Source organism: Rhodoferax sp., assembly GCF_010365055.1.
GTDB lineage: Bacteria > Pseudomonadota > Gammaproteobacteria > Burkholderiales > Burkholderiaceae_C > Rhodoferax.
Genome location: NZ_JAAFHA010000026.1, coordinates 24,036 through 41,545 on the forward strand (window position 1 = coordinate 24,036; position 17,510 = coordinate 41,545).

General features: G+C 62.2%; 19 protein-coding genes and 1 pseudogene. 3 read left to right on the top strand and 17 right to left on the bottom strand.

The window, feature by feature from the left end; translation table 11 throughout:
- Positions 1-7: 7 nt before the first annotated feature.
- The 4 genes from GZ093_RS08255 to GZ093_RS08270 form a co-directional block, all read right to left on the bottom strand.
- Positions 8-478: a F0F1 ATP synthase subunit B gene (locus tag GZ093_RS08255; RefSeq protein WP_296484690.1), complete on the bottom strand. Its 471-nt coding sequence runs from the start codon at positions 476-478 to the stop codon at positions 8-10.
- Positions 479-515: 37 nt separating this feature from the next.
- A complete protein-coding gene (atpE, locus tag GZ093_RS08260) occupies positions 516-761 on the bottom strand; it encodes a F0F1 ATP synthase subunit C (protein WP_296484693.1) in 246 nt (81 codons plus the stop codon).
- A 61-nt stretch (positions 762-822) separates the two neighbouring features.
- On the bottom strand, positions 823-1,713 hold the full coding sequence (atpB, locus tag GZ093_RS08265; protein WP_296484705.1) for a F0F1 ATP synthase subunit A: 891 nt from the start codon (positions 1,711-1,713) through the stop codon (positions 823-825).
- Positions 1,714-1,727: 14 nt separating this feature from the next.
- The gene (locus GZ093_RS08270) at positions 1,728-2,207 is read right to left on the bottom strand and encodes an ATP synthase subunit I (RefSeq protein ID WP_296484708.1); all 480 of its coding nucleotides are present in this window, start codon (positions 2,205-2,207) and stop codon (positions 1,728-1,730) included.
- Between the two features lie 221 nt (positions 2,208-2,428).
- On the opposite strand from GZ093_RS08270, the gene GZ093_RS08275 reads away from it, so the two are divergent.
- Together GZ093_RS08275 and GZ093_RS08280 are read left to right on the top strand one after the other, a co-directional pair.
- Positions 2,429-2,707 carry a DUF427 domain-containing protein gene (locus GZ093_RS08275; protein ID WP_296484711.1) on the top strand — a complete coding sequence of 93 codons (279 nt, stop codon included), beginning with the start codon at positions 2,429-2,431 and terminating at the stop codon, positions 2,705-2,707.
- Complete coding sequence (locus GZ093_RS08280; RefSeq protein WP_296484714.1) at positions 2,704-3,330, top strand: methyltransferase domain-containing protein; 627 nt, start codon at positions 2,704-2,706, stop codon at positions 3,328-3,330. Before GZ093_RS08275 ends, GZ093_RS08280 begins: the two co-directional genes overlap by 4 nt.
- 84 nt (positions 3,331-3,414) lie before the next feature.
- Here GZ093_RS08280 and proX read toward each other — a convergent pair whose 3' ends face one another.
- From proX to GZ093_RS08305, 5 genes are all read right to left on the bottom strand, one after another.
- Complete coding sequence (gene proX, locus GZ093_RS08285; protein ID WP_296484753.1) at positions 3,415-4,431, bottom strand: glycine betaine/L-proline ABC transporter substrate-binding protein ProX; 1,017 nt, start codon at positions 4,429-4,431, stop codon at positions 3,415-3,417.
- A gap of 193 nt (positions 4,432-4,624) precedes the next feature.
- Complete coding sequence (proW, locus tag GZ093_RS08290) at positions 4,625-5,890, bottom strand: glycine betaine/L-proline ABC transporter permease ProW (RefSeq protein ID WP_296484717.1); 1,266 nt, start codon at positions 5,888-5,890, stop codon at positions 4,625-4,627.
- Between the two features lie 18 nt (positions 5,891-5,908).
- A complete protein-coding gene (gene proV, locus GZ093_RS08295) occupies positions 5,909-7,123 on the bottom strand; it encodes a glycine betaine/L-proline ABC transporter ATP-binding protein ProV (RefSeq protein WP_296484719.1) in 1,215 nt (404 codons plus the stop codon).
- A 333-nt stretch (positions 7,124-7,456) separates the two neighbouring features.
- Entirely contained in the window at positions 7,457-8,590 is a 1,134-nt protein-coding gene (locus GZ093_RS08300) for an alcohol dehydrogenase family protein (protein WP_296484722.1), read from the bottom strand.
- An 88-nt stretch (positions 8,591-8,678) separates the two neighbouring features.
- Positions 8,679-9,341: a DsbA family oxidoreductase gene (locus tag GZ093_RS08305; RefSeq protein WP_296484723.1), complete on the bottom strand. Its 663-nt coding sequence runs from the start codon at positions 9,339-9,341 to the stop codon at positions 8,679-8,681.
- Between the two features lie 366 nt (positions 9,342-9,707).
- On the opposite strand from GZ093_RS08305, the gene GZ093_RS08310 reads away from it, so the two are divergent.
- On the top strand, positions 9,708-10,970 hold the full coding sequence (locus GZ093_RS08310; protein ID WP_296484724.1) for a GNAT family N-acetyltransferase: 1,263 nt from the start codon (positions 9,708-9,710) through the stop codon (positions 10,968-10,970).
- Positions 10,971-11,033: 63 nt separating this feature from the next.
- Here GZ093_RS08310 and ubiD read toward each other — a convergent pair whose 3' ends face one another.
- From ubiD to GZ093_RS08350, 8 genes and pseudogenes are all read right to left on the bottom strand, one after another.
- Positions 11,034-12,518 (bottom strand): 4-hydroxy-3-polyprenylbenzoate decarboxylase, encoded by a 1,485-nt coding sequence (gene ubiD, locus GZ093_RS08315; protein ID WP_296484727.1) that lies wholly within the window; start codon positions 12,516-12,518, stop codon positions 11,034-11,036.
- Between the two features lie 7 nt (positions 12,519-12,525).
- Entirely contained in the window at positions 12,526-13,119 is a 594-nt protein-coding gene (locus GZ093_RS08320) for a UbiX family flavin prenyltransferase (protein WP_296484730.1), read from the bottom strand.
- A gap of 45 nt (positions 13,120-13,164) precedes the next feature.
- On the bottom strand, positions 13,165-13,638 hold the full coding sequence (locus GZ093_RS08325) for an SCP2 sterol-binding domain-containing protein (protein WP_296484732.1): 474 nt from the start codon (positions 13,636-13,638) through the stop codon (positions 13,165-13,167).
- Positions 13,639-13,650: 12 nt separating this feature from the next.
- Positions 13,651-14,562, bottom strand: a complete 912-nt coding sequence (locus tag GZ093_RS08330; RefSeq protein WP_296484737.1) for a U32 family peptidase — start codon at positions 14,560-14,562, stop codon at positions 13,651-13,653.
- A 124-nt stretch (positions 14,563-14,686) separates the two neighbouring features.
- Positions 14,687-15,736 carry a peptidase U32 family protein gene (locus GZ093_RS08335; protein WP_296484744.1) on the bottom strand — a complete coding sequence of 350 codons (1,050 nt, stop codon included), beginning with the start codon at positions 15,734-15,736 and terminating at the stop codon, positions 14,687-14,689.
- Between the two features lie 262 nt (positions 15,737-15,998).
- Entirely contained in the window at positions 15,999-16,889 is an 891-nt protein-coding gene (locus GZ093_RS08340) for a uracil-DNA glycosylase (protein ID WP_296484748.1), read from the bottom strand.
- Between the two features lie 40 nt (positions 16,890-16,929).
- Positions 16,930-17,397, bottom strand: a complete 468-nt coding sequence (rimI, locus tag GZ093_RS08345; protein ID WP_296484751.1) for a ribosomal protein S18-alanine N-acetyltransferase — start codon at positions 17,395-17,397, stop codon at positions 16,930-16,932.
- A pseudogene (locus GZ093_RS08350) lies at positions 17,394-17,510 on the bottom strand (tRNA (adenosine(37)-N6)-threonylcarbamoyltransferase complex dimerization subunit type 1 TsaB); the annotation flags it as partial. The gene rimI and the pseudogene GZ093_RS08350, both read right to left, overlap by 4 nt.

Here is a 17,510-nt window from a genome sequence, read left to right on the forward strand (position 1 = left end):
TGCGCTCTTACAGTTCCAGCTTCAAGCGGCCAAGCAAGTCAGCGTGCACGTTGGCATTGACTTCCTTGCGCAGAATTTGCTCCGCGCCCTTGACCGCCAGCGCTGCCACTTGCTCACGCAAGACTTCACGCGCCTTGTTGCTTTGCTGCTCGGCTTCAACCTTGGCAGCCGCAATGATTTTGTTGGCTTCTTCGGTCGCTTTGGCCTTGGCTTCTTCGACGATGCTCTGACCGCGACGGTCCGCATCGGCCAGGCGCGCGGTCGTCTCGGTGCGCGACACGGCCAATTCAGCTTCAACACGCTTGTTGGCGGAAGAAAGCTCGGACTTGGCTTTGTCGGCGGCAGCGAGGCCGTCGGCTATTTTCTGCGCCCGCTCATCCAAGGCCTTTGTGATCGGCGGCCACACGAATTTCATCGTGAACCACACCAAAATCGCAAAGACGATGGCCTGCAGGAACAGGGTTGAATTGATATTCACTGCTTATTCCCTTTCAAGCGTGAAAGTTTAAGCAAACTTAGATGGCGAAAGGCTTGGCAAAGGCAAACAGCAGGGCAATCGCCACACCGATCAGGAAGGCGGCGTCAATCAGACCAGCCAAGATGAACATCTTGGTTTGCAGCTCGTTCATGAGTTCAGGCTGGCGTGCCGAGGCCTCCAGAAATTTGCCACCCATCAGCGCGATGCCGATGGAGGCGCCCAAAGCGCCCAAGCCAACGATGATGCCGCAAGCCAGTGCCACGAGGCCGAGAATGTTTTCCATGATTACTCCTAAAGTACAGAAAAGAAAAAGAAAGAAAAGAAAAAAGAAAGCGGTTAAACGATCAGTGTGAGCTGTGGGCCTGACCCACATAAATCAGCGTCAACATCATGAAGATGAAGGCTTGCAGCGTGATCACCAGAATGTGGAAAATGCTCCAGGCAGTTCCCGCAATCACATGCCCAATTCCTAGCCAGAACCAACCCGACATGGGGTTGAACTGCCAGGCCCATGTGCCGCCCATCAAGGCGATCAACATGAAAATCAGCTCACCGGCAAACATGTTGCCAAAAAGTCGCATACCGTGCGACACGGTCTTGGCGGCAAACTCGATCAATTGCATCAGCAAATTGATCGGATACAGGAAAAATTTGTCTCCGAAGGGCGCGGACAGCAGTTCGTGAAGCCAGCCGCCCAGACCCTTGATCTTGACGTTGTAGACCAGGCACACCAGCAGCACGCTGACCGACATGCCCAGAGTCGTCGAGAGGTCGGCGGTCGGCACCACGCGCATGTAATTCATGTAGCCCATCGCCGGACCCACGCCGTGCCACAAGGCCGGAAGGGCGTCCACCGGCAGCATGTCCATCGCATTCATCAGGAAAATCCAGACAAACACGGTCAGCGCCAGCGGCGCGACCAGCTTGCGGCTGGTGGCGTTATGGATCACGCCCTTGGCCTGCGTGTCCACCATCTCCGCCAGAATTTCAACCGCTGCCTGGAAGCGCCCAGGGACGCCGGAGGTGGCCTTGCTGGCCGCGCGCCACAAAAAGAAACAGGCAATCGAACCGAGCAATATGGAGTAGATCAGCGAGTCCAGGTTGAAGACACTGAAATCGACAATGCTGTGCTGCTCGACATTTTCAAAGGAAAAGTTTTTTTGCAGATGATGCAGGTGGTGCTGGATGTACTCTCCAGCCGTTTGGGCATGTCCTTCAGCGTTTTCAGCAGCCATATTTCACCAGTCAGTCAATTCTTGTTAATTGGATCGCGGCGCGTCGGGCGCAGCCACATGGCCACCCAGTACACCTTCATCGTCACCACAAAACCAGCCAGCAGCGCCAGCCAGTTCAAATTCGAAATCAGCCTTGGGGCCAAGACCAGCATGGCCACGGTCACGGCAATCTTGACCATTTCCCACACAAAAAAACCAGTCAAGGCCGCGCCCGCATGGGCGGCAAGTCGTTGCCGCGACAGACCCCGCGCAAACAGCGCAGCGGGCAATACCACCGCCATCGCGCCATAAGCCGCTGACACACCGGCCACCCGGTTTTGCGTCAAGCCCCAGGCCAGCAAGGCCACCAGCAAACCCACGGTTGCCTGCCAGACCACCACGCGCCAGGGCGACAGTGGCGGCTGGCGTTGTCGCAGTGCCTGCGCTTCTTCGGCGCTGAGCGGCTTGAACCCCGACTCGTCCAACTCATCAGCGTCAAATTTGGAGACCGGCATGATTATTGATCCCTCAAATTACACGCAGGTTACACGCAACGTTTGCCACAAAAGCCTCGCATTATAAGTAGAAACCAGAGGGCTTTTGGCGCTGACACGCCTGCCGGGCCTCGGTAATACAGAATTTTGCCAAAGCAGCTGAACTTTGGCAGACCGCCTTTCCCTCGATTTGACAAATAATCGACGGCAATATCAAAACCAATTCAACCTGAAAGCCATCCATGCAAGCGATCTGGAACAACACCGTCATTGCCGAGAGTGACGACACCGTATTGGTGGAAGGCAATTACTACTTTCCCGAAGGCACCCTCAAGCGCGAGTTCATCACCTTCAGCAACCACAAGACCTCTTGCGCGTGGAAGGGACAGGCGAGCTATTACTCGCTGCTGGTCAATGGCGAACTCAATACCGACGCCGTGTGGTACTACTCCGACCCCAAACCCGAGGCCAAGATGGTGCGCGACCGCGTGGCGTTCGCCAGCAGTGTGAAGGTGGGATGAGCAGTTCCTGGTACGAGCGCCACATCCTGCCGCGTGCGCTCGACTACGCCTGCGGCCTGCCGATGGTGGGGCGCCAGCGCGAGCTGCTGGTGCCGCAGGCAGAAGGCCGGGTGCTGGAGGTGGGCGTTGGCACGGGCTTGAACATGCGCTATTACGACAAGAGCCGCGTCAGCAGCATCACCGCGCTGGACCCGGCGCTGGAGTTGCACCCGCTGGCACGTGAACGCATCGCGCAGGCCGGGCTGGAGGTGGAACTGCTGGGCCTGTCGGCCGAACAAATTCCCCTGCCTGACGCGAGCTTTGACACGGTGCTGATCACCTACACGTTGTGCACGATTCCTGACCCGCTGGCCGCCCTGCATGAGATGCGCCGCGTGCTCGCGCCCGGCGGGCAATTGCTGTATTGCGAGCATGGCCGCGCGCCCGACGCCTCGGTGCGGCGCTGGCAAGAGCGGCTACAGCCACTTTGGGGCAAGTTCTCCGGTGGTTGCCACCTTGGGCGCGACATTCCGGCGCTGCTGCAGGCGGCGGGTTTTGCCTTGCCCGACCTGCAAACACGCTACCTGCCCGGTCCCCGGCCCATGACCTTTCATTATTGGGGCGCGGCCCGCGTCTGGCCCTAGACTGCCTGCGGTTTTCGCGTGACCCGGGAGGCCCCGCCAAAACACGGGCGCCGATCGTCAAATCGTGCGCCCGAGGCCTTGCGCCTATTTTTTGGCGACGCTCAGGGCTTGCGCGATCCAGCTGTCAAAAGTCTTCTGGTGGCCCTTGATCCAGCCGTCGGTGTGGCGCGCAATGTCTGTTTGGGTGTTTTCACCGTTCTTCATGCGCTGGTTCTGGGCATTGATGTCAGCCACTGGCAGTTGCATCACTTCAAACAGTTTGCCAGCGGCCGGGTTTTGCTCGGTAAAAGCCTTGTTGGCCACGATGCGCTGGGTGTTGATCGTGAAACCGTAGTTCTTGCCGTTGGGCAGCTTCGTATCGAGCTTGGCCTGTTCGCCCGGCAGTGACGAGAACGGCACTTCGAGCCAAACCACTTCTTTGCCCGGGCGCAGCACACCGCTGACCCAGTACGGGGTCCAAGTGTAATAAAGAATGGGCTGGCCCGCCTTGAAACGCGCGATGGTGTCTGCCATCAGGGCCGCGTAGGCGCCCTGCGAGTGGGTGACGGTGTCGCGCAGCTTGAAGGCGGTGAGCTGGTGCTCGATGACGCCTTCGCAGCCCCAGCCCGGGTTGCACCCGGTCAGGTCGGCCTTGCCGTCGCCGGTGGCGTCAAACAGCTTGGCGAGTTGGGGGTCGCTCAACTGGCTGAGGAGGGTGATCTTGTACTTGTCGGCGGTCTTTTTGTCGATCAGGTAGCCCTGCGCTGCGTTGCCTGAATAGGTGCCCTGGCGAAAGAGCTTGGCGTCACCGCCGCCATTTTTGTAGAAGTCGGCATGCAGCGGGTCCCAATGGTCGGCCAGAAAAGTGGCGTCGCCGTTGGAAATGGCAATATGGCCGGTTGCAGGTTCAATCTCCTTGATCGGCTGCACATCAAAGCCGAGCTTTTGCAGGCCGCGGCTGACCAGCAGCGTCTGGAAAGTCTCTTCGGCGATGGCACTCTGGATCGGCTGGACCTTGATGCCCTTGCCGGGCAATTCGGCGGCTGCGCTGGCCTGGGTCGCCAGGCCCAGCGTCAGCAAAGCGGTGGCGAGCAAGGTGCGGGTGAAGTTTCTGGTGTTCATCATGGGAGTTGATCCTTTATAGGTGGTGGTTAAGGGGAAGATCGCGCCTGTCGCTACGCCTTGGGGGCAGTCAGGCCGAAGGCCAGTACAGTGGTGGCGAGTAGGTCTTGGATAATTTGTCGTGTGGTCGTTGATGTCATCAGGTGGAGTCCTTTGGTTTAGATTAAAAAAATGGAAATAGGGGGTCGTTGCTTCAGCGCGCAGCAGGTGCCAGGAGGGCTGGCGGCGCTGGTTCGGCGCTATTGGAGAGCTTGTCGCTGCCACGCAGCAGGCGCCACACCAGGCCAGCCGGACCGGTGTACCACCAGTGGCGCACGCCGCGGGTCGGTTGGCCCATGGCCTGGGTAATTCGGTCCAGCGAAATGGCCAGCAGCACAATCCCTAAGCCGCCCACGGTGGCCAGACCCATGTCCAGGCGACCGATACCGCGCAGCACCATCTGGCCCAGGCCGCCCACCGCGATCATGGAGGCGATCACGACCATGGACAGCGACAGCATCAGTGACTGGTTAACGCCGGCCATGATGGACGGCAAAGCCAGGGGCAACTGCACCTTGGTCAGCATCTGCCAGGGCGATGCACCATAGGCGCGGGCCGCTTCAATCAGGTCGGGGCGCACCTGGCGGATGCCCAGGTTGGTCAGGCGCACCAGCGGCGCCAGTGCAAAGATGATGGTGACGATCACGCCCGGCACGTTGCCAATGCCAAAGAGCATCACCACCGGCACCAGGTAAACGAAGGCCGGCGTGGTTTGCATCGCATCCAGAATCGGGCGCATGAGGCGCTCAGCGCGCTCGCTGCTGGCCAGCAAAATGCCCAGCGGCAGCCCCAGCACCAGGCAAAACACCAGAGAAGTCAACACCAGCGACAGCGTCACCATGGCCTCGGGCCAGATGCCCAGCATGACCACCACCAACAGTGAAATCGCGGTGCCGAGCGCCACCATGCGTCCGGCAAACTGCCACGCCAACAGGCCGAAGATCGCGACCATGGCCAGCGAAGGCACACTGAGCAGCAAGGCTTCAACCCAGGTCAGGGTGCTGTCAATCGGTGCGCGCACCGTCTGGAAGAAGGGGCGAAAGTTCATCACGATCCATTCCAGAGCCTCATTGATCCACGCTTGCACCGGCAGCGAGCCGTCCCACAATTGCTGGATCTGCCAGCCGCTGTCAACCTGCAGCGCTGCGACCGGCGCGTCCAGCCAGTCACTGGCGCCTGCGGCCGTGTCCAGCGCCGAACCGCCGGTGGGCTCGGTCGCCATGAGCCAGGGGTCGGCGCTGGCGGGAACTGACTCAAGGCCCACTTGTCCGGCCAGGTCCCAGGCGGATGGTTCTGCGACGGGTGCCGTTGCTGCCTCGGCGGGTTGTTCTGCGACGTCCCAGGGGGATGGGCTGGCGCTGGTCAGCGTGGATTCATCGGCGCCTGTTGCTGGCGCCCCGGCTGTGTTTGTGTTTGGCATGGAGAGGTCCTTTCAGGCTCAGTGGGCGGGCGCCGCTGGGGTGTCGCGGTCCAGGAATTTCAACAAGGTGGTCTTGCTGATGGCGCCGCAATAGCGTCCGTCCTGCGCTACCACCGGGACAGCGTAGGGCGCATGCGCGACCTGCCCGTACAAATTGTTCACGTAGGCATCGCCCGTGATGGGCTCAACACCGGGCAGAAAAGCCTGCGCCAGGCCGAGCGGGCCCACATGTTGGTGCAGTGCCTTGCGCAGCGACTCGACCGAGACCATGCCGAGGTACTGCTCCGAGGGGCTGACCACGTAGGCGTAGTCGCGGTCGCGGTCCTCCAGCATCTTGAGCGCGGCGCGCGAGCCCCGGCTGGCGTGCTCGGACACCACCACTTGGCTCTTGCGAGCAATGTCAGCGGCCTTGAAAACGGCAGCGGCATCGACCCCATGGGTGAAGCTGCGCACATAGTCGTCAGCCGGGTTGCGCAGAATCTCGTCGGGGGTGCCGACCTGCACCACCTGGCCGTCCTTCATGATCGCGATGCGGTCGCCAATGCGCATGGCTTCGTCCAGATCGTGGGAGATGAAGATGATGGTGCGGCGCTTGATTTCCTGCAGGCGCAGCAGTTCCGACTGCATATCGGTGCGGATGATCGGGTCGAGCGCTGAAAACGCCTCATCCATCAGCAAGATGGACGGATCGGAGGCCAAGGCACGCGCCAGCCCGACGCGCTGCTGCATGCCGCCCGAGAGTTCGTCCGGGTAGCTCGCGCCCCAACCACTCAAGCCCACCTGGTCTAGCGCCTGGCTGGCCTGCGCATGGCGCTCGGCGCGGCCAACGCCTGCGAGCTCCAGGCCCAGCGCCGTGTTGTCCAGCACCGTCATGTGCGGCATCAGCGCGAAGGACTGGAACACCATGCTGATGTCCTTGCGCCGCAGGGCACGCAGCTTGCCGTCGGACAGCGCGTCAATATCGGTGCCGTCAATCAGAATGCGGCCCGCGGTCGGCTCGATCAGCAGGTTGAGCATGCGCACCAACGTCGATTTGCCCGAGCCCGACAGACCCATCACCACGAATATTTCACCGGGTTCAATGGTGAGGCTGACGTCGAACACGCCAATGGTGCAGCCGGTTTGCGCCAGGATGTCAGCCTTGGTCTTTCCCTGGCGCACGAGTTGCAGCGCGGCTTGCGGCTCGTCGCCGAATACCTTGAACACCTGGTCGATGATGATTTGTTTGGCCACGCGGGGTGCCTCCTGGGTTGATGGCTAAAAGAAAGCGCTGGACAGCGCGACACGGGCGTCGCTTTGCAGCGCAGATGCGTGGCAGCAAAAGAGATCCGTTTGGAGCGCTCATGAACCGTGCAGGCGCCCGGCCATGGCAGGACGCTGAAAAAAGCGTGGCCGAAAATTCGGCCAATGGGATCGGCCACAAGGGCTGGACCTGGCAATTTACCCCCGTCGGGAGGCAAGTTACCCATGCTTTAGGTTTTAAAGCAGCTTTTCATTATAGCTTTGAGCTATTTGAATGTCAAGAGAATATTTGTACAAATATACACAAAAGGAGACAAGCGCCGCTCAGGCTGGGTCGGGCGGCGGCGGGATCAGCACAAATTTGCCGACATGGGTCTTGTCAAGAAACGCGCGTTGCGCCTGTGCGATTTGGTCGAGTGCAAAGCTTTGCGCCACCAGTGGCTGCAACTCGCCGCGCTCGATGTAGTCCACCAAGTTGGCAAATACGGGCTCGGCCCAGGCGGTGCAGCCCAGCAGCGTGAGGTTCTTCAGGTAAAGCGTGCGCAGGTCCAGGGTCACCAGTGGGCCGGCAATCGCGCCCGATGACACATAGCGCCCGCCCGGTTTGAGCAGCTTGAGCAGGGTGCCAAAAGCCGGCCCCGCCACGTTGTCAACCACCAGGTCCACCGTGTTCTCGCCCAGACTCGCCACCCAATCATCTTCCCGCGCCAGCACAAGTTCCGCGCCCAGGGCTTTGACTTGCGCCATCTTGGCGCGCCCCGCGATAGCGGTCACAAACGCCCCGCGCCGCTTGGCCAGTTGCACCACCGCCGAGCCGACGCCGCCGGACGCGCCCGTCACCACGACCTGCTCGCGCCGGCCCAGCTGCGCCCGCTGCAACATGTTTTCGGCGGTGCCATAAGCGCAGGGAATGGTCGCCAGCTCGGCGTCGCTCCAGTCGCAGTTCACCGCGAACACCTCGCCCGCAGGCACTTTGACGAATTGCGCGAACGCGCCGTCAAATTCAGAGCCCATCCAGATATTCTCCTGCGAGCCAAAGCCAGAGGGGCGCATGCTGGGGCGCACCAGCACGCGCAGGCCCAGCAACTGTTCACTGACGCCCGGCGCAACAGCCACCACATGGCCGCAGCAATCGGTGCCCTGAATGAAGGGGAAGGGCGTGGGCGCGCTCCAGCCGCCGTCCGGCGTTTCTTGCGCCGTCTGGTTCTCACGCGCCAGCGCCACGTCTTGCGTGGCCGTGGTCACGGACGCCGCGTACCAGCCCAGCCGGGTGTTGATGTCGGTGTTGTTGACGCTGGCCGCCAGCACCTGCAGCAGCACCTCGCCTGGCGCCAGCGTGGGTACCGGCACGTCCCGGTAGACGAGCTGCTCGTAGCCGCCATGCCCGGTGGTCACCACGGCTTTCATCGTGCACTGGCCGCCGCCCAAGTCAAAGCGCTCGGGGTCTTGTTGTTTCATGGCGGCGACTCCGGTATGGATGGATTGAAAGAAGCGGGCGCGATGAGCGGCATCGCCGCGGCGGTGGCAAAGGTTGGAATTGCCTGCGTTACTCTCTTGGCTGGCTGGCCGCAATCTGGCGCAGTGCCTGCTCGAACACCGTTACCGGCTGGCCACCCGAGATCAGATGCTGATCGTTGATGATGATCGCCGGCACCGATTGAATGCCCTGGCTGGTGTAGAACGCTTCGCGCTGGCGCACCTCGGGGGCGAATTCGTCACTGGCCAAAATGGCGCGTGCGTGCGCCACATCCAGACCCGCCAGCGCCACCGCAGCCAGCAAAACTTCGTGCGACTCCATGCTTTGGCCCTGGGTATGGCAGGCCACCAGCAGCGCCTTCTTCAGCGCGGGCTGCTGGGTTGGTGTTTCGAGTCCAGCCCAGTGCAGCAAGCGGTGCGCGTCGAAGGTGTTGTAGATGCGGCCGCGCCCGGCGGGATTGAAACTGAAACCAACCTCGGCCCCGCGCTGGCGAATGGTGTCGCGAATCTGTGCCTGCTGCTCGGGCGTGGAGCCGTACTTCTGCGCCAGATGCTCACCAATGTCTTGGCCACCGGCGGGCATTTGCGAGTTGAGCTCGAACGGCTGGAAGTGCAACTCCGCCGTGACCTCGCCCTGCAGGCGGTCCAGCGCCTGCTCCAGTGACGCCAATCCGATGGCGCACCAGGGACAGGAAATGTCGGAGACGAAATCGATCTTCAGGGCGTGGATCATAAGGCGGGGTCTGGCGGACTGACATTGAAAGCCAGATTGTCGGACAAGACCAAATGCCTTGCGGCGAGGGGGCTTCTCACCACTGGGCATGGCTCCGATCACACTCGGCAGTTTTCTGTGCCTAAAAAGGCACTCTCGAGAAGTGACGGACGGACCTGTGGCATATTCGTGGCCCCACCATGGTCGCCGCCAACCGCAAGGGCGGAAGTCGGTGTAAACCGGCGGGTTCAAGCGTGCCGGACACCCGCTTGATGCTGATTTTGAGAGCCATGAGAATGAATATTTCCGTTCGGACCGAGCGGGTCGCCGCCTGGGTCCATCACCGCCCGAAAACCCCGGACAAACGCAAGACGAAGGGAGGATGACATGCCTGAAAACGACTATGTCATCCGCGTGCTGGACTCACCGCTGCAGGTTGATGCTGCTGCCTGGAACGGTCTCCTTGCCACCCAGGATCCGGCCAGCGCACCCAACCCCTTCATGCGCCACGAATACCTGGCAGCCCTGCTGGCCAGCGGCAGCGCCACGTCCGAAACGGGCTGGACGGCGCGTTTTGTCACGTTGTGGCAGCAAGGTCTGCTGGTCGGCGCCTGCGCGCTGTACCTGAAGGACCACTCGTACGGCGAGTATGTGTTCGACCACGCCTGGGCCAACGCCTACCGGCAGCACGGCCTGGCCTACTACCCCAAAGCCGTCGTCGCCTCGCCATTCACACCGGTGCCCGGAGCCCGCCTGCTGGCCCGTGACGCGGCAACCCGCACGCGACTGATCAGGGCCTTGATCGCGTGGTGCAGCGAACAAGGCCTGTCTTCCTTGCACCTGCTGTTTGCCAGTGACGACGATGTTGCCGCCTGCCAAGAAGCGGGCTTGCTGCTGCGGCACAACGTGCAATTTCATTGGACCAATAGAGCCCCCACGCTTGCCACCGCCGTGCCTATGGCGCACGTTCCTGGGACTTGCGGCTACCGGGACTTCGACGATTTCCTGCTGTCGCTGAACCCGGAAAAGCGCAAGAAGATTCGCCAGGAGCGGCGCAAGGTACACGACGCAGGCGTCAGCTTTCGCTGGTCGCTGGGCGCGGCGATTGCCAGCGCCGACTGGGATTTCTTCTACCGTTGTTACGAAAACACGTACTACGAGCATAGCAACGCGCCCTACCTGAGTCGCGCCTTCTTCCAGCGCATGGCCGACACCATGGCGGAGAACTGGCTGCTCTTTGTGGCTGAGCGCGATGGTCACTCCGTCGCGACGAGCTTGATCGCTGTCAGCACTGACGGGGAAATGGCTGGCGGCGGGTCGACGGCAACAACAAAAATCGCCTACGGCCGTTACTGGGGGGCGCTGGAGCGGGTCGATTGCCTGCACTTTGAAGCCTGTTATTACCAGCCGCTGGCTTGGTGCATCGAGCACGGCTACCAGCGTTTTGAAGGCGGCGCCCAGGGCGAACACAAAATGGCCCGTGCCCTGATGCCGGTGAAAACCACCAGCGCCCACTGGCTGGCGCATCCGGATTTTGCCGACGCGGTCGAGCGTTTCCTGGCGCGCGAGGGAGAAGGTATCAGCGCTTACCTGGAAGCGCTGGCGCAACGCCATCCGTTCAGGCGCGACGGGTCGGAAGAAAACGCCTGAAGAAATGCTATTCTATTGATAGCTCAGTACTCCCGAATCTCCTGGGCTAGAGGCCTATTTGGCTTATAAACCCAGCGTCTGCCAAACCTGCTCCACCTTGGCCGTGACGTCGGCACTCATGGTCAAGGGTCGGCCCCACTCCCGGCTGGTCTCGCCCGGCCACTTGTTGGTGGCGTCCAGCCCCATCTTGCTGCCCAGGCCGCTCACCGGTGAGGCAAAGTCAAGGTAGTCGATCGGCGTGCTGTCGGCCAGCAGCGTGTCGCGCGTCGGGTCGACCCGGGTCGTGATGGCCCAGATCACGTCTTTCCAGTCGCGGATGTTGACGTCATCGTCCACCACCACAATGAATTTGGTGTACATGAACTGGCGCAAGAAGCTCCAGATGCCAAACATCACGCGGCGGGCGTGGCCGGGATAGGACTTCTTGATTTGCACAACGGCCAGGCGGTAGCTGCAACCTTCAGGCGGCAGATAGAAGTCGGTGATTTCGGGGTATTGGCGCTGTAGCAGCGGCACAAACAGCTCGTTCAGCGCCAACGCCAGCATGGCGGGCTCATCGGGCGGCTTGCCGGTGTAGGTCGAGTGGTAAATCGGGTCGCGGCGCTGCGTGATGCGGTCGATCGTGAACACCGGGAACTCGGCCTGCTCGTTGTAGTAGCCGGTGTGGTCGCCATACGGGCCTTCCATGGCGTGCTCGAAGCCGCTGGCATGCGCGGCATCAGGGTAGATGTGGCCCTCCAACACGATCTCGGCAAAGGCCGGTACGCGTAGTTCGCTGCCCAGGGCTTTGACCAGCTCGGTGCGGCTACCGCGTAAGAGGCCGGCAAACTGGTATTCGCTCAAAGAATCGGGCACCGGGGTCACCGCCCCCAAAATGGTGGCCGGGTCCGCGCCGAGGGCCACGCACACCGGGTAGGGCTGACCGGGGTGCAGGGCCGCGTGCTCCTTGAAGTCCAGCGCGCCGCCGCGCTGGGCCAGCCAGCGCATGATGACTTTGTTGCGTGCCAGCACCTGCTGGCGGTAGATGCCCAGGTTTTGCCGCGCCTTGTGCGGGCCCTGGGTAATGACCAGGCCCCAGGTGATCAGCGGCGCCACATCGCCGGGCCAGCAGTGCTGAACCGGCAGGCGCGACAGGTCCACGTCGGCGCCTTCCCAAACGATCTCCTGACACGGTGCGCTGCGCAGCTCTTTGGGCGCCATGTTCCACAGCGTCTTGACCAGGCTGCCCATGCCGATCAGCTCCTTGAAGCCTTTCGGTGCTTCAGGTTCCTTGAGGGTGGCGAGCACATGCCCAAACTGGCGCAGCTCGCTCACATCATTGACGCCCATGCCCAGCGCGACGCGCCGGGTCGTGCCAAACAGATTGCCCAGCACCGGCACGCTGTGGCCGGTGGGGTGTTCGAACAGCAAAGCGGGGCCGCCGGCGCGCAGAGTCCGGTCGCACAGGGCGGTCATCTCCAGATGCGGCGACACCTCGGCCTGCACGCGTTTGAGCTCACCCAATTGTTCCAACTGCTGGATGAAATCCCGAAGGTCGCGGTAGGCCATGGTTTTTTTAGTTTGATGCAGTCAGCCCCGCCCAGCGCGGTGCATTCATGGCGGGCAAGCCCAGCAGATCGACGACGCGGCTGACCGTGTGGTCCACCATCTCGTCGATCGTCTGCGGGCGGTGATAAAACCCGGGTACCGGCGGGAAAATGATGCCACCCATCTCGGTCACGCTCGTCATGTTGCGCAAGTGCGCCAGGTTCAAGGGTGTCTCACGCACCATCAAAATCAGTCGACGCCGCTCTTTCAGCATCACGTCAGCGGCGCGGGTGATCAGGTTGTCGGAGAGTCCCAGCGCCACGGCCGCGAGCGTGCGCATCGAACAGGGCGCCACCACCATGCCGTCACACTGAAAAGAGCCGCTGGCAAGCGCAGCGCCCACGTCTTGCACCGGGTAGTTCACATCGGCCAGGGCTTCAACTTCAGCGCGCGTCAGGTCCAGCTCTTGCTGCAGGTTGAGCCAGCCGGCCTCGGACACGGTCAAATGGGTCTGCACGCCAGGCACGCCGCTCAAGCACTGCAGCAAGCGCACGCCATAGATGGCGCCGCTGGCACCCGAGATGGCGATGATGATGCGTTTGGCGGGCGTTGATTCAGGCATGGACAACAGCTCAGGACTCCCGGCCCAAGTCCGCAAGCACAGCACTCAATGCGGCACCAGCCGGGCGCGCAACCTGGCCAGCACCTGCGCCGGTTTGAACGGCTCCAAATCAAGCACGGGCAGTTCGATGGCATCAATGGTGTTCTTCACCAGCAGGCCCAGCTCGGTGTCGCCTTCCATCGCCAGGCGGCGGTTGAAGAACAAGGTGTCGGGGTCTTCTTGGCGCCGTGCCAGTTTGACGAAATCATGGGCGCCGGCGCTGATGGTGAGGTCGGCCGTGCCGCCTTTAGCGCAAGCCACAAAGCGGTCGCTCTTCCACTCAAAATCAAAGGCCCATTGGGCATCGGTCACGCACAGGCGCAGCTTCTTGCCGATCAGCATCTGCGTCACATCAGGGTTGAGTTTCTTGGCCAGCGCCAGGTTCAGGCCGGTCACAAACATCACCGACCCCGGGAACGCGGGCAGCCGCCCCAACAGTTGCCCGACCGGTGCCGGAATCGTCCATGTTTCTTCGCTCATTTGAAGCTCCTTTTAAGCAGGCAGGGGCACAGCACCGGGCGCCACTTGCTCCAGCCCGGCTTGGCCGTACCAGTACCCGTTGCACGGTTTCTCGGGCATCAAGCCCAGCAGTTCGACGTTGGCAGACTCTGCCCCGACGCGCCCCTGGATCACATCCTGAAACAGTTCAACAATGCGCAGGGTGTGCTGCGACTGCGGGCTGATGCGCACCACATCGACACCCATGTCGCGCATCGCCGCCAACTCGGGTAGCAGGTTGTGCACGCGGGCCGACTGCGTCTGGATGCCGTTGAGCACCAGAAACTCTTCGCTCTCGCGCGTGCGCATCATCAGCCCATCCGGATGCTCGATGCATTTGAACTGACAGTCGTCCTTGGGCAAATTGCAGTGGCGCGCGGTAAAACAGCGCGCGGAAAACGCCAGCGGCATGCGGCCATAGGCGAACACTTCCGTCTGCACTCCTTCGGGGCAGCCAGCGAGCAGCAGCGCGAGGTCATCGCGCCCCATCTCCAGCGGCATCACCCAGCGCTGGACGCCCAAAGCCGCCATCCATTGCAGCGTCGGCACGTTGTAGATATTCAGGTGCGCCCCGGCAACGAACGGCACTTTCCCTTCCAGGCAATGCACCGCGCCCATGTCATTGGCTTCGACCATGAACTGGGCATTGGCGGTGATCTTGTGCAGCACGGTCACATCGGCGCCGGACTCGATCAGCACCTGGGTGCTCAAAATCGCTTCTTTGCCAGCGTCACGCAAGGCGGCAGCGATGTCCAGCCAGTCACTCAGCCGCACCTCGTGGCGACGCGAACAAACCGCTTCGCCGAGGTAGACGATGTCCACCGGCGACTGCGCCACGGCCGCATAGAAAGCCAGCACCTCGTCGCGCGGCCAGTAGTAAAGAAGAGGGCCAAGAGCTAATTTCATAAACTAGTTTTCAGATGTTTGAGGACTCGCGGAAAACTGTCCCAGCTAGGCGCGCTGACGCAGACAGTACGCAGCGTACGGCAAGGCAGCGCAACGACGCTGGTGCAGCTTTGCGTGAGTCCGATCATTTCCAGGGGCGGTGGTAGGCGCCTAGCGTGTGCTGCTGGCCTTCGGCGACCTTGTCCAGGCTGCTCATCCAAGCCGGTTTGGCGCCGTACAACTGCGGGTTGGCGCGGCAGCTGTCAATCGCTTCGCGCCAGACTTTGGTGACTTGCGCGACATAAGCCGGACTGCGCTGGCGGCCCTCAATCTTGATGGCGCTCACGCCGATTTTCATCAAGTCAGGCAACAGCGACAGGGTATTCAGGCTGGTGGGCTCTTCGATGGCGTAGTAGTTCTTCTCGTCACCCACGTCGAAGCGGCCCTTGCACAGCGTGGGATAACCGGCGTTTTCACCCGCGGCGTAGCGGTCAATCAGCACGCCATTCAGGCGCGACTCGCGGCCCTGCGGCGTTTCAACCCAGCGCACCGCTTTGGGCGGCGAGCAGACACCATTGGTGTTGGGCGCTTCGCCGGTCACGTAGCTGGACAGGGCGCAGCGCCCCTCGACCATCACGCACAGGCTGCCAAAGCCAAACACCTCGATCTCGACCGGCGTTTTCTCCAGCACCTGCTCGACCTGAACGAGCGACAGCACACGCGGCAGCACGGCGCGCGCAATGCCAAAGTGTTGGTAATAAAAATCAAGCGCCTCGTAGTTGGTGGCCGAGCCCTGCACCGACAAATGCAGGCGCAATTGCGGCTGGTGTTTGACGGCGTAGGCCATCATGCCCGGGTCGGCCAGGATGACGGCGTCGACGCCGCTGTGCGCGGCACGGTCAACTGCGCGCTGCCAGAGCTCGGCTTTGGCCGCCTGCGGGTAGGTGTTGAGCGCCACGAACACCTTGCGGCCGCGGTCATGGGCGTAGCGAATGCCGGTCTCAATGGCGGCTTCGTCAAAATTGAGGCCAGCAAAGTTGCGCGCGTTGGTGGCATCGCGAAAGCCGAGGTAAACGCAGTCGGCGCCGTTGTCAATCGCCGCCTTGAGCGCGGGCAGGCTGCCCGCCGGGCAAACCAGCTCCAGGGATGACGTCGCCAGCGGGGGCACAAGGGGGTTGTCCGAAATGGGTTTCATCATGGTTATGGGATTGTGGATCACCTCTGACTGGCGCATCACTGTCCGCTCCAAAAGGCGGGCCAAACTAATGCGGCAAGACTAGCAGACCAGGGCGCCAGCGCCAATGACGCAGGTCAATGGAACCGCCAAAGACGAAAGACCTGACCCGTTCTTTAAACAAGTATTGATTATGCCTGTTTAATGTACCCGCCAAAAAAAGGAAGCGCAAGTGCCAAAAAAAGGAAAAGTTTGTCAGTGCCAGCCCTGCGGCGCCAGCGGTTCAGCCGCCGCGCCGCAGCGCGTCTTGCGCCCGGCACAAGTCGACCCAGGCGCGGGCTTTGTGCTGCGGGCTGCGCAGCAGGTAGTTTGGCGGGTAACTGACGATGACCGGAATGCCCTGGTAGCGGTAGGTCTGCCCGCGCAATTGGCCGAGCGGAATACTGGCCAACTCCGGCATGCTGCCCTGCAACAAGCCCTGCGCGGCAAAGCGGCCCAGCGCCAGGATGACCTTGGGCTGCACCAGCGCGACCTCGCGGCGCAGGTAGGGTTCGCAGGTGGCGAGTTCGGCCAGGGTCGGGTTGCGCGTCTGCCCCGGACGACACTTGACGACCGGGGTGATGTAGGCCGCGCTTGCTGCTGCCGCGCCGTCGCTGTTGGCGTGGCGAGTCAGGCCCAGTGCCTTGAGCATGTTGTCGAACAGTTGGCCCGCCGCCCCCGCCAACGGCGCGCCGGCCTGCTCGTCGGCGTCATCGGGCGGCTCGCTGACCACCAGCCAGTCGGCCCGCCGGGGGGCATCGGGCGGCGCCAACACGGCGGCGCGGCGCCCGCTGCACAGGGCGCAGGCCTGGCAGGCGGCCATGCTTTGCGTCAGCGCAGGCCAGTCCAGGCTGGCGATATCAGCGGCGAGTTCACCGGTGCTGGCGAGCACCTCCTCCGCTGCCGGTGCGGCAGATTTCTTTAAGCCTGATTTGGCTGTAGCCCCCGTCTTTATTGAATAGACAGCTATGCTTTCTGAAGTATCTTTTGATGCCTCCGACGAGGCCCGCACCGCGGCTGACAACGCTGGCGCCAGCTCCGACGCCTCGCTCGCGGCCGCCGCCGCAGGCAGCCAGACGCGCACCCCCATCTCCTGCAACATGGCGCGCTGGCGGGAATCAAGGTTGAGGCTCATGGGCACATTTTCGCCGACCTTGCGCGTTGGTCTGGTGAATTCAAAGCGGCAAGCTCATCACCAGCGCGTCTTCGCGTTGCCCGTGCGCGCCGGGGTAGTAGTTCTTGCGTTGCCCGACGCGGCGAAATCCGTGGGCTTCATAGACTCGGATGGCGCGCTCATTGCTTATGCGCACCTCCAGCCACAGCCACGCGGCACCTTGGCCTTTGGCCCACAACGACAGGGCATCGAGCAGCACCTGCGCCCAGCCCTGGCGCTGGCAATCCGGGGCGACGGTGATGTTGAGCAGATGCACCTCTTCCACGCCTTTCATGGCGACAAAATAGCCCAGCAGGGTGTCATCGGCCAGCAAGAGCTGGACTTGATAACCGGCTTTGATCGAATCCTCGAAGTTGTTCCGGGCCCAAGGATGGGCATAGGCCTGCTGCTCCACGCGCAAAACGGTGTCCAACTTCGCCAACGTCAGCGGCTCGAAACGAACTTCGACGGGTTTGAGCACGGCGCTCATAGTGCCGCCTTTTCGGCCGCACGCTCCAGCGTGGTTTTGGCGACCTTGTCCCGGATGTAGAGCGGCAGCGCCTGATCGGCCGCGACGGCGCCCCCACTGGCCAACAGCGCCGG